This window comes from Microbulbifer maximicatervae (SeqCode) (assembly GCF_052467695.1).
On sequence record NZ_CP174320.1, the window covers coordinates 4,630,194 to 4,642,436 of the forward strand.

Here is a 12,243-nt window from a genome sequence, read left to right on the forward strand (position 1 = left end):
CACCCGTGAACCGGGAGGAAGGAAGCTAACTAAAAAGGATGTGCGCGCTAACTTCTCGGCGCACGGCCGCCCCGCAAAATCGCGCGCATTATAAAGATGGGCCAGAGTCATTACCAGTCTGGAAAGTCTTTAAGTGGCACTAAGATTGGAAATTTCTGTTGAAAAAACAGGGATTTGGGGAGATATGGTGCGGCGACTGGAACAGTCGCCGAAACCCCGCAGTCGGATCTGGGTACCGACTGCGGCGAGGAGGCGTGACGCCTTAGTCTTCTTGCGGGAACAACTTGTAACGAACACCAGCCATATCTTCCAGGCAGCGAACTACCTGACAGCTATATCCGAACTCGTTGTCGTACCAGCAGTAGAGCACAGCGTTCTTGCCATCCACGATAGTCGCAGTGGAATCGAATACGCAGGCAACGCGGGAGCCAACAAAATCGCTGGACACCACTTCCGGGGAGTTGGTGAAATCGATCTGCTGACGCAGCGGCGAGTGCAGTGCCACATCGCGCATGTATTCGTTCAGCTCTTCCTTGGTGGTCTCTTTACCCAGGTTCAGGTTAAGGATCGCCATGGAAACATTAGGGGTCGGAACGCGAATTGCGTTGCCGGTGAGCTTACCTTTCAACTCGGGAAGCGCTTTGGCAACCGCCTTGGCAGCACCAGTTTCAGTCAGAACCATATTCAGCGCTGCTGCGCGACCGCGACGCTCACCTTTGTGGTAGTTGTCGATCAGGTTCTGGTCGTTGGTGTAGGCGTGTACGGTTTCTACGTGGCCGTGCTCAACGCCGTAGCCATCCATCATCGCTTTCAGGACAGGCACGATGGCGTTAGTGGTACAGGAAGCGGCGGACAGTACCTTGTCTTCCGGCTTGATGTCGCTGCTGTTGATACCGTAAACGATATTCTTGATATCGCCCTTGCCCGGTGCAGTCAGCAGCACCTTGGAAGCGCCTGGGCTCTGCAGGTGCTGGCTCAGACCTTCTTCATCGCGCCATACACCGGTGCTGTCAACGATAATCGCATCGTCGATACCGTGCTGGGTGTAATCCACTTCCTGAGGGGAGTTGGCGTAGATGATCTTGATTTCGTTACCGTTACAGATCAGGGAGTTGGTCTCCTCGTCCACACGGATAGTGCCCTGGAAGGCGCCATGTACGGAGTCGCGACGCAGCAGAGAAGCGCGCTTCACCAAATCGTTGGGAGCCTTGCCCTTGCGCAGTACGATAGCGCGCAGACGCAGAACATCACCACTACCAGCCTTGTCGATCAGCAGGCGGGCAACCAGACGGCCGATACGACCAAAACCGTAGATCACAACATCTTTGGATTCGGGCAGAGGCTTGCCGGCACCCGCTGCGTCGGACAGCTCTTCACGTACAAACTCGTCCACAGACAAGCCGCGATCGTCGCGCATGTACTTGTTGGTCATGGTTCCCAGGTCGATATGTACGGGACCCAGCTCCATCTTGCAGATGGCTTCCAATACAGGGAAGGTTTCAAACTCGGAGAGTTCATTTTCCTCAACCTGACGCACGAAACGGTGCGCTTTCATAATGCTCAGCACTGAGCGATTAACCAGGTTGCGGCCGTACATATAAATACCGACGTTGCTCTCACGGTTGAGCTTTCCAATCATCGGGATCATGGATTCAGCCAGTGCTTCACGCTGTTTCCAGTCCTTGAAAAAGTCCGCGGGCTTCGGTCGCTTCTGAGTCACTATCGGACACCTCTGCAATGTATTTAGTAGGCAAAAAATACGGCCTTGAAACCACTCAGGACCGCATGGCTGCGCATTATAGTGTTCGCTTTACACTGCGCAACTGAGCAAAAAAGAGCCAAAAAAATGTAGTAAAACTACCTTTTTGTAGTCCACCCGAGCGACATTGCGCAATCCATAAAAAAGCGTAGTTGTTCCCGACTGGAAACACAGGCAGGGTTAACATTCCCTGCAAGCAAAACTGTTCGCGGCTACAATAGCCGACCTCGAAGACATCTCGAATGAATGCGCGGATATATAAGGAAAGATGACAGAAATACAGCCCCTGACCCCACCGAAGTTTCGCTCCTCCAGTGACCGACAATTTTGGGGACAACTGCATGGCGCAGCTGCCGCGCTCGCCATCCTCAACGCGGCACGCAATAACAAAGCGCCCACCCTGTTAATCACAAAGGACAGTCTCGAAGCGCACCGTTTAGAGGTGCAATTGAAATTTTTTAACAAAGCGCGGCGAGATAAGGGGGAAAACGGGGAGCTGGAAATTTTCCATTTTCCCGACTGGGAAATTCTCCCCTACGACACCTTCTCTCCCCACCAGGACATCATCTCGGATCGCCTCGCCACCCTTTACCAGCTGCCGAAAATGGGGGCCGGGATCGTCATAATCCCAGTCAGCACCCTGATGCACCGGCTACCACCCTGCAATTATATTGCTGGCAATGCGCTCATATTGGAGGAGGGGCAGCAGTTTGATATCGATATCCAGCGGAGACTGCTGGAGCAGGCCGGCTACCACTGCGTAGACACCGTCTACGAACACGGCGAATTCGCTGTGCGCGGCTCACTGATGGATATTTTTCCAATGGGCAGCCCCCTGCCCTACCGCATCGATCTGTTCGACGATGAAATTGAATCCCTGCGCACCTTTGACCCGGAAACCCAACGCACCATCGACAAGGTGAAAACCATTCACCTTTTACCTGCGCGGGAATTCCCTTTGCACAAGGCTGCCCTATCAGGGTTTCTGCAAAATTGGCACGGTGAATTCGATAGCGATCCCAGCCAAGTGCCAATTTACCAGGATATCAGTGCAGGAATTGCCCCGGCGGGCATTGAGTATTACCTGCCCCTGTTCTTCGATGGGAACTGCTCAAGCCTGTTCGACTATCTGCCCGAGGGCAGCCAGGCATTTTTACAGGGAGATATCCAACAGCCGCTGGACAATTTCTGGCGCGAAGTCAGCAATCGCTATGAAAGTCGTCGCGGCGACCTGACCCGCCCCATATTGCCACCGCGCCAGATTTTACTGGAAATTGATGAGCTTAACGGTGCCCTGAAGTCCATGCCCCGGGCAACCTTCTCTGCCGAGAGTCTTCCGGAAGCCCAGGGCAACTGTAATTTTGACACTTCAGTACCCCCCTCACTGCCAGTAGATGGCAAGTCCGAACAACCCCTGGCTGCACTGGAAAGCTACCTGATGGAATACTCCGGTCGGGTGCTTTTCTGCGCTGAAAGTAGCGGGCGCCGCGAAGCGCTGCTGGAGCTATTAAAGGGCATACGGCTAAGCCCTCCCAGCTTCCAAAGCTGGCAGGACTTCCTCGCCGCAAAGGACACTATCGGGATTACCGTAGCCCCCATCGATCAAGGACTGCTGCTTAAGGACCCGCAAATCAACTTGATCGCGGAACCGCAGTTATTTGGTGAGCGGGTACTGCAGCAACGCCGCCGTAAAAAAGCCAAAGATGAAGCGGACAACGCGGTTAAAAACCTGGCTGAACTGCGCATGGGCACTCCCGTCGTTCACATTGATCACGGCGTAGGTCGTTATCGCGGCCTACAGCATCTGGAGATCGACGGGCAACCGGCAGAATTCCTGACCCTTGAATATGCCGACGATGCCAAACTCTACGTACCGGTAGCCAGCCTGCACTTGATCAGCCGCTACTCCGGTGCCGATGAAGCCCTGGCCCCGCTGCACAGAATGGGCAGTGAACAGTGGCAAAAAGCCAAACGCAAAGCCGCCGAGAAAGTCCGCGATGCAGCTGCGGAGCTGCTGGATATCTACGCCCGCCGCGAAGCCCGTATTGGCCATGCCTTCGATAACCCTCAATTGGCCTACCGGGAGTTTTCCGCAGGTTTCCCCTTCGAGGAAACACCGGATCAACAACAGGCTATCGAGGCAGTTCTGGGGGATATGCTCTCAGATAAGCCGATGGACCGACTGGTTTGCGGCGACGTGGGATTCGGTAAGACAGAAGTGGCCATGCGGGCTGCATTTGTCTCGGCCCACGCAGGTATGCAAGTGGCCATGCTGGTTCCCACCACCCTGTTGGCCCAGCAACACTATCAATCCTTCCAGGATCGCTTTGCCGATTGGCCGATCAATATCGAGGTGATCTCCCGCTTCCGCTCCGGCAAGGAAGTGGACAGCGTGAAAGAGAAGGTTGCCAGTGGCAAGGTGGATATCCTGGTTGGCACCCACAAGCTGTTGCAAAGCGATCTGGACTTTAAAAATCTCGGCCTGCTGATTATCGACGAAGAACACCGCTTTGGCGTCCGGCAGAAGGAGCGCCTCAAGAGCCTGCGCTCCGAGGTGGATATCCTCAACCTTACCGCCACCCCTATTCCCCGCACCCTGAATATGGCCATGGCCGGTATTCGCGATCTATCGGTGATCGCCACCCCACCAGCACGGCGTCTCTCCGTGAAAACCTTCGTGCGCGAGCGCGATGATGCCCTGGTAAAAGAAGCTATCCTGCGGGAAATCCTGCGCGGTGGTCAGGTGTATTTCCTGCACAACGAAGTCAAAAGCATTGAGCGAATCGCGCGGGAGCTACAGGAGATGATCCCCGAGGCCCGTATCGGCATAGGCCACGGCCAGATGCGCGAACGGGAGCTGGAACAGGTGATGAGCGACTTCTATCACAAGCGCTTCAATGTCCTGGTCTGTACCACCATTATCGAAACCGGTATCGACGTCCCCACAGCCAACACGATACTGATCGAGCGCGCAGACAAGTTCGGCCTGGCCCAGCTTCACCAGTTGCGCGGTCGCGTGGGGCGCTCGCACCACCAGGCCTACGCCTATCTACTGACCCCCAACAAGCGTTCCATGACCAGTGACGCCGTGAAGCGCCTGGAGGCGATTAGCGAGGCCCAGGATTTAGGGGCAGGCTTTACCCTGGCTACCCACGACCTGGAAATTCGCGGTGCAGGCGAACTGCTAGGTGAGGAACAAAGCGGGCAGATTCAGAGTGTCGGCTTCAACTTGTATATGGAGATGCTCGACAAGGCAGTGAAGGCCATTCGCGAGGGCCGCACACCGAATATTGACGAACCCCTCGAATCCCCTGCGGTGGACGTCAATCTGCGGGTTGCTGCGCTGATTCCCGAGGACTACCTGCCCGATGTCCACGGCCGTCTGATCATGTACAAACGCATTGCCAATGCCACCGACGGGCAGCAACTGAAAGAGCTCCAGGTGGAGATGATCGACCGTTTCGGGCTACTGCCGGAATCGGTAAAACACTTGTTCCGCACCACGGAGATCAAGTTAAAGGCCGAGAATATGGGCATCCGCAAACTTGAGGCCTCTGCGGCAAGAGGGCGTATCGAATTTGCGGAGAATACCCGTGTAGATCCGCTCACTTTGGTTAAGATGGTGCAAACCCAGCCGGGACGCTACCAGCTGGCCGGCGCAAATCAACTGAATTTCAGTCTCGATGAGGAGGGTACTGATCGCAAGCTCCAGGAAATTAACGAAGTTCTGGAAAAGCTTGCACAGTGATACCATCCGGCAGGCAGCAGCGGGAGCTGGCGGCAAAACTAATTAGTCTCCTACTCCCGCTTAAACGGCCTGTCGGCAATGACACCCTCGGCACCCAAATAGAATTGTTTAAGTGGTAAACCCATGAAAAGGATAATTAGCCTCTGCTCAACCCTGGCGCTCACGCTGGCAGCAACCAGTGCCCAGGCCGTCAACTACGCTGGCAATACTTTCGAAATAGAAATGATCGTATTCGAGCGCCCCCAGGGGATGGAAAGAACCGCAGAGACCTGGCCGACGGCACCCCGTCTTCAGTATCCATCAAAGTGGATCGACTTTGACACCCTGCGCACCCCAAATCAGCCAACAGAGGATGAGGTGCTATCGCTTGAAGACATCATCTCGAGCCCAGAAACGAGCGGCCCAGCCGATATTGAATCATCGGAGCTTGAGGGCGACGCATCTACTAGTTCGCAGAACTCTGAGCAAGCACAAAGAAACTTGCTGCTAAGACCTGTACCCAGGCTGCTGGACAACAAAGCCGCCGCAATTTCCAGGGCTGGTGACAGGGTCCTGTTTCACAAGGCCTGGCGCCAGGTTTTAAAAACCAAGAGAAACTCCCCGGCCATTCTGATTGATGGCGGCAGCCAGCTCAGCGGCCACAGCCAGCTTGAGGGATCTATCACCCTGAGTGTCGCCCGCTATTTACATATCAGTACTAATTTGTGGCTTAGCGATTTTTATACGCAACCCGGGGAACACAGCATTCTTCTTCCTCAGCGCCCACAAAATAAAATCGAAAAGCCGCTACAAATCCTAACCGGCAATTACAGTGATATTGAAAATTCATATTCACAAAATAACGGGTTTGATATCGAAAATAGTCAGGGTGCAATTAACACAACTGAGCCACTCACACTGGGCGAGCCGGAATTTATAAAAGAAGAGCCATTATATGTAGCCCATGCTGCGAGACTGCAACACGAGAGACGTTTGCGTAGCGGACAACTTCATTATATCGACCACCCTGCATTTGGAATTCTTATTGAAGTGCGCACTGTAGCCAAACCCAAAGAAGATTCGCAAAATATGGATATGCTTAATTCCGGCCAAGAAAAAGATAACCGCACGGAAAGTTAATTTATTTAAATAATCGACTTTCGCCAAAAGCCCCAGCAAATCTTGCCGGGGCTGTTATTTTAAATATACCTTTAAAACTCTTCACCTCAAACGAATTAATTTCACCATCACTGCAAGCACACCCCACCCAACCGATATTTAATCAATTTATCTTTAATCAAAATACAGCCAGCAAACAAGCAAATACCGCCACCCCACAACAACAAAAAAATTACTATCAGTAGGCCAATATTCTGGGAGTATTAAAGTAATAATTAGCACAGGGTATTGAGCACAATAAACTCACTCATATACACACAATTACATTGGGGACTTTAGGCGGGGCGGGATATGACCAAACCTACAAAGAGGGACACAAATGCAACTTAAAGAAGAAAAGCCTATATCCACTGCAAAGTAGCAAACAAAAAAGCGGATCAAAAAGATCCGCTTTTCAGAGGCGCTGACAGGGCCGGCGTCAATGAGCCGCAGGACCCTACACGACAACAGTTCTTTCAACGAGTGATCTATAAATCACTCACAGGGAACAACATCTTCCGCCAGCAGTCCTTTGTCACCTTGTTGCATTTCGAACTCTACCGCCTGCCCCTCATTAAGGGTTTTGTAGCCCTCGCCGCGAATGCTGCGATAGTGAACGAAAATATCTTCAGTTCCTTCTCCACAGGTGATGAAGCCATAACCCCGTGCGTTATTAAACCACTTCACTGTACCTGTAACGCGATCACTCATTGAGAAAACCTCATTATTGTTATTGCGCCTACCTCTTTTACCTCACTGCTCAATTCGGCAAGAGGGGCAAACGCCACCCCATTGTTAACAAACTGCTCCATGCAGAATGCTATCTTGCTTAATCCGATGAGCATATACTCAAAGGACGTACCCTGATTCTTAGATAAAACAGCGCCAGTGTCTAGTTTTCTATGTGAAATAAATACTACGTTTTTCCCAATATGCGTAATTAACCGTCAAAATCTTCAATAGTGCTCAATTAGAAACTAATCATTTGTACCTTATTGCACTCCCATTCCTCAACTGTCTAACGCGGCCTCTCGCGTTAATGAAGGTATATCGGCAATATGTAATGTTGAGGTTGGGAATGCACAGGATGCCCCATATCCCTCAATTATTTTAAGAATCGTTAATAGAACATCCTGTTTTACTTCATGATAACGAACCCAATCGGTAGTGCGGGTAAACGTATATATAAAGAAATCCAAAGAAGAGGAAGCAAAACTATTAAAATTAACAATAAGCGTACGATTAGAATCAATTTCCGGATGTTCCTGTAACATATTTTTAACATCCGCCACGATTGCCGCCATATGATGGGCATCTTCATAACGAATACCAATCGTTTCAAAAATCCTACGATTTAACATACGGGAAGGATTTTCTACCGCAATCTGGGTGAAGATACCATTGGGAACATAGACGGGTCGCATATCAAAAGTGCGGATTCTAGTCAGGCGCCAACCGATATCTTCCACGGTCCCCTCAATCTCCTTATCGGGGGAGCGAATCCAGTCGCCCACCGCAAAGGGCCGATCCAGATAGATCATCAGGCCACCGAAAAAGTTTGCCAGCAGGTCCTTGGCCGCAAAACCGACAGCCAGTCCGCCAATACCACCAAATGCCAAAACACCGCTGACGCTGTAACCCAGGAACTGCATGACCACAATTCCCGCCGTGATCACGATTGAGGCCCTGACCAGTTTGCCGATCGCACGTACCGTGGTGGCATCCATCGGCTTGCCCATATAGCGAGGATCGCACAGATTGTGTTCCACGCTGTGTGAAAATCGCCAGGCAAACCAGGCCATCACCAGGATCAAGCCTATTTCCCGCGTCGGTGCAGCCAGGGAGAATATCTCGGCACCAGTGGCGTCCCCCGCTCGCTGGGCAGCGACAGTCAAGCCCAGCAGCCATACCAGTACCTGCCCGGGAGGGGAGAGTGCCCCAACCAAAGCATCATCCCAGGGGTTAACCGTCTTTTCCGCCTTAATGGCCATGCGCTGCACAAACCGGCCAAATAACCAGGCCAACACCCCAGACGCAAGTACTATGAGGAAAACAGAAACTATCCAGACCCGGTTCTCACCAAGCCAGGACAACAGCACGCTCTCAACGGACTCCACTCGAACCCCTCCGCTTTAACCAACAATCAGTAATATCCGTACAGCGCCTTCTCAATAGACGACGGATTTAAACAACTTATCTCAGCGCATTATGGAAGCTAACCACTCCCTGGTTCTGTGCCACCGCGCACTCTTCTCAAGCTCCTCCCAGGAGCCGATCACCGGCCTGCCACCCATGGCCGACAACCGATGAGTGGACTCCGGTTTGGGCACAAAGGTATCCAGTGCCGCCAGCGCCTCAAAAGCGCCGACACGATTGTTGCATACGATACCCATATCACAACCGGCTTCCAGGGCTGCGCGAATCCTATCGCCATAGCCTCCGGCCACACCCGCCCCCTCCATAGACAGATCATCACTAAAAATCACTCCATTGAATCCCAGCTGTCGCCGCAATACATCCTGCAGCCAATAGCGGGAGAATCCCACCGGCTGGCTATCAATGTTGATGAAGTGGATATGGGCCGGCATCACCGCAGTAAGTTCCTGGGTTCCAATACAATCGATAAACGGAAGTGCATCGGTTGCCAAGACCTGATCCAACGAGCGCTTATCCTCTGGCAACTCCACATGACTGTCTTCCAGCACGTGGCCATGCCCCGGAAAATGCTTGCCTGTCGTGGCCATTCCCGCTTCGCGCATTCCTTGGATAAAGGGGCGAGCCAGTGCGGTTAACTGGGCGGGGTCGGGACAAAAACTCCGATCGCCGATCACCCTGCTGTGACTGTCATCCGCATCCAAAACCGGCGCAAAGCTAAAATCCACGCCTACAGCCAGCAACTCTGCGGCCAGCAGCCACCCCACATCCTGCAATTGCTCGTTACTGGCGACAGCACTAAGGGCCTGCATTGAAGGTATTCGCGTAAAGTCATCGCGAAACCGCTGAACCCTGCCACCCTCCTGATCTACCGCTAGCAGGATCTCTGGTCGCACCGCACGGATGGAGTTAACCAATTGGATAAGCTGCTGGCGATCCCGATAGTTTCTCGCAAAAAAGATCAGCCCGCCCACCATCGGATGCCGAAGCAACTCACAGTCTTCCTCGGTGAGTTCAAGCCCCTCGATATCCACCATGACCGGTCCGGGTGGTAAAGACATATTAAGTTCCTTATCGATTTAAGAGTGCGCCCACTAATTATCTACCTTCAACATGGCCGAAGCAGCGGGTACCAATCGCTCAAGAGTCTGGGTCAGGGTACTGTCAGAACCGAAATCCTCCCGCAGGATAGCCTCAATCGCATCGTGGCTCGACAGTGTGAAAATGGTCGCTCCCAGCATAAAGTAGAGGCGCCAATAGAAAGTTTCTGGGTCCAAGCCCGGTAGCGCTTCAGCCAGCAATCCAGCAAAACGACGGTAAGTATCCCCGTATCGAGATACGATAAATCGACGCAAATGCCCCTGGAACTGGGTATAGGCCAATCCTAAAAGACGCATAAATCGCTGTGGATCCTTTCCCTCCAGCCCAAGGCTTCCCAACCCAACTCGATACAGGCATTCGATCAGCTCCTCCACCCCCAGGAGCTGCCCCAGGGCAATACGGCGATCAAGCTCTTCTTCCAGAGCGTTAGTGAAAGGCGTTAAAAAGCGTTCAAATACCGCCTGTATCAATTCTTTCTTGGAGCCGAAATGGTAGTTAACTGCCGCCAGATTAACCCCGGCCGTGCTCGTAATTGTTCTCAATGAGGTTTCAGGAAAACCCCGTTCGGCAAACAGCACTTCCGCTGCATCGAGTATCCGGCTGACCGTATCTATCTGGCTCATAAGTATCAAACCACCATTTAAAACATACGTTTAATCGACGCCAGAGTAGCACATTCTCATTGATCTAGAGCCCGCCAGCTAAGCTCTCCACTCAGCAAGGTACAAGAGTAAAAATACCAGGGAAAAGTATGTCAGGCAGTAAGATCAATACTACTGGAGTTGATCTCCCGCCAACTTGAGCAAGTACGCCACCCCACCAGCCGACATAGCCTTTTAGTCCGGGGGCAGCTTTAACAAAAATAACTTTGAAAATTTTTTCGGTATTTTAAGATCACCCGAATAATTATTCTTTTACCTGCATATATTTCATAATCAGGGCCGCAGCCTCCTCCACACTATCAACGATATGAAAAAGGTCGAGATCACTGGCATCGATACAATCGCGCTCTAACACTGTATCTACCAACCAATCGTACAATCCACTCCAGTAACGCTTACCTACCAACACAATTGGGAAACGCCGCACTTTCTGCGTTTGCACCAAGGTAAGAGCTTCAAACAACTCATCCAACGTGCCGTAGCCACCGGGAAGTCCAACGAATCCAAGTGCGTGTTTTACAAACATAAATTTCCGTACAAAAAAGTATCGGAAGTTCAAACTAATGTCCTGATATGGATTTGCCGCCTGCTCAAAAGGCAGCTCTATGTTTAACCCAATTGATGCGCCGGGCTGCCCGAAAGCCCCTCGGTTACAAGCCTCCATCAGCCCCGGCCCACCACCGGTAATCACGGGGATCCCTTCAGCCGCGAGCAACTCTCCCAACTTTACCCCCTGCTGATATTCAGGACTGTCCTCTGTAAATCTCGCCCCTCCAAACACTGTCACTGCACCACCTAACGCTATCAGCCGCTCTATCCCATCTACCAATTCAGACTGAATACGAAGCACTCTCCAGGCTTCCGGCATTTTTGCATCCAACATTATTTTTCCCTCTTTGTCAGTTCCTTCAACGCTTTCTTCTCTCCTTGCTTTCTCCATCAATGTAGCAGCTCACAAAGACTAAAACCTGAGGATTGCGCGAACAATAAATCTGTATATAATTCCAGCAACTGTATATAAATACAGAAAACTAGGTAAATCTATGACCAATCTCACCGCTCGTCAGTCCCAGGTTCTCGACCTGATCAAGTCCTACCTGGATGAAACAGGCTACCCGCCAACGCGGGCAGAAATTGCCCAGGAGCTCGGCTTCCGCTCACCCAATGCCGCCGAGGAACACCTGAAAGCGCTCGCCAGAAAAGGCGCCATTGAGATGGTTGCCGGCGCTTCCCGAGGCATTCGAATTCCGGATCACCAATCCGGCTTGCCGATTGTGGGTAGAGTAGCTGCGGGGAATCCCATACTCGCCAGCGAACATATTGAAGATTATTGCGACTTGCCCGCGAGCTTCTTCCATCCTCCCGCAGATTATTTGTTGAGGGTGCATGGTATGAGTATGCGAGATGCGGGCATTCTCGATGGAGACTTGCTGGCAGTGCAAAAGACCGAGCAAGTGCGCAATGGCCAAATCGTCGTTGCCCGTATCGATGACGAAGTCACAGTGAAACGCTTTCGCCGCAAGGGAAATCAGGCAACCGTTCAGTTGCTACCTGAAAATGATGACTTTGAGTTAATTCAAGTCGATATGAGAGATAAGAACTTTGTGATTGAGGGATTAGCCGTAGGGGTTATTCGCCAAACGCCTTAAGCCCCCAAAAACGACAACAGCGGCCATTGGCCG

General features: G+C 52.0%; 9 protein-coding genes. 3 read left to right on the forward strand and 6 right to left on the reverse strand.

What is annotated here, in order from left to right:
- Window positions 1-262 precede the first annotated feature (262 nt).
- Entirely contained in the window at window positions 263-1,723 is a 1,461-nt protein-coding gene (locus tag ACJJI8_RS20295) for a glyceraldehyde-3-phosphate dehydrogenase (protein ID WP_444894742.1), read from the reverse strand.
- A 304-nt stretch (window positions 1,724-2,027) separates the two neighbouring features.
- Here ACJJI8_RS20295 and mfd point away from each other — a divergent pair, with 304 nt between their 5' ends.
- Both mfd and ACJJI8_RS20305 read left to right on the forward strand, forming a co-directional pair.
- Window positions 2,028-5,507, forward strand: coding sequence for a transcription-repair coupling factor (gene mfd, locus ACJJI8_RS20300; protein ID WP_444933532.1), 3,480 nt, complete (start codon window positions 2,028-2,030; stop codon window positions 5,505-5,507).
- Window positions 5,508-5,630: 123 nt separating this feature from the next.
- On the forward strand, window positions 5,631-6,626 hold the full coding sequence (locus ACJJI8_RS20305) for a CsiV family protein (RefSeq protein WP_444933533.1): 996 nt from the start codon (window positions 5,631-5,633) through the stop codon (window positions 6,624-6,626).
- A 513-nt stretch (window positions 6,627-7,139) separates the two neighbouring features.
- Here the strand turns inward: ACJJI8_RS20305 and ACJJI8_RS20310 are convergent.
- The 5 genes from ACJJI8_RS20310 to ACJJI8_RS20330 all read right to left on the reverse strand — a co-directional run bounded on the left by ACJJI8_RS20310 (window position 7,140) and on the right by ACJJI8_RS20330 (window position 11,444).
- Window positions 7,140-7,355: a cold-shock protein gene (locus ACJJI8_RS20310; RefSeq protein WP_020413094.1), complete on the reverse strand. Its 216-nt coding sequence runs from the start codon at window positions 7,353-7,355 to the stop codon at window positions 7,140-7,142.
- Between the two features lie 299 nt (window positions 7,356-7,654).
- Window positions 7,655-8,761 carry a mechanosensitive ion channel family protein gene (locus tag ACJJI8_RS20315; protein ID WP_413662432.1) on the reverse strand — a complete coding sequence of 369 codons (1,107 nt, stop codon included), beginning with the start codon at window positions 8,759-8,761 and terminating at the stop codon, window positions 7,655-7,657.
- A gap of 81 nt (window positions 8,762-8,842) precedes the next feature.
- Window positions 8,843-9,859: a beta-N-acetylhexosaminidase gene (nagZ, locus tag ACJJI8_RS20320; RefSeq protein WP_444933534.1), complete on the reverse strand. Its 1,017-nt coding sequence runs from the start codon at window positions 9,857-9,859 to the stop codon at window positions 8,843-8,845.
- A gap of 33 nt (window positions 9,860-9,892) precedes the next feature.
- Window positions 9,893-10,522: a TetR/AcrR family transcriptional regulator gene (locus tag ACJJI8_RS20325; RefSeq protein ID WP_444914120.1), complete on the reverse strand. Its 630-nt coding sequence runs from the start codon at window positions 10,520-10,522 to the stop codon at window positions 9,893-9,895.
- Window positions 10,523-10,805: 283 nt separating this feature from the next.
- On the reverse strand, window positions 10,806-11,444 hold the full coding sequence (locus ACJJI8_RS20330) for an LOG family protein (RefSeq protein WP_282932322.1): 639 nt from the start codon (window positions 11,442-11,444) through the stop codon (window positions 10,806-10,808).
- A gap of 160 nt (window positions 11,445-11,604) precedes the next feature.
- On the opposite strand from ACJJI8_RS20330, the gene lexA reads away from it, so the two are divergent.
- Window positions 11,605-12,210: a transcriptional repressor LexA gene (lexA, locus tag ACJJI8_RS20335; RefSeq protein ID WP_444893501.1), complete on the forward strand. Its 606-nt coding sequence runs from the start codon at window positions 11,605-11,607 to the stop codon at window positions 12,208-12,210.
- Window positions 12,211-12,243: the final 33 nt, after the last annotated feature.

What these genes read in the sequence shown, in the direction of transcription:
- lexA (WP_444893501.1), top strand. Translation starts at nt 11,605, where the DNA reads ATGACCAATCTCACCGCTCGTCAGTCCCAGGTTCTCGACCTGATCAAG.
- ACJJI8_RS20330 (WP_282932322.1), bottom strand. Translation starts at nt 11,444, where the DNA reads ATGTTGGATGCAAAAATGCCGGAAGCCTGGAGAGTGCTTCGTATTCAG.
- ACJJI8_RS20325 (WP_444914120.1), bottom strand. Translation starts at nt 10,522, where the DNA reads ATGAGCCAGATAGATACGGTCAGCCGGATACTCGATGCAGCGGAAGTG.
- nagZ (WP_444933534.1), bottom strand. Translation starts at nt 9,859, where the DNA reads ATGTCTTTACCACCCGGACCGGTCATGGTGGATATCGAGGGGCTTGAA.
- ACJJI8_RS20305 (WP_444933533.1), top strand. Translation starts at nt 5,631, where the DNA reads ATGAAAAGGATAATTAGCCTCTGCTCAACCCTGGCGCTCACGCTGGCA.
- mfd (WP_444933532.1), top strand. Translation starts at nt 2,028, where the DNA reads ATGACAGAAATACAGCCCCTGACCCCACCGAAGTTTCGCTCCTCCAGT.
- ACJJI8_RS20310 (WP_020413094.1), bottom strand. Translation starts at nt 7,355, where the DNA reads ATGAGTGATCGCGTTACAGGTACAGTGAAGTGGTTTAATAACGCACGG.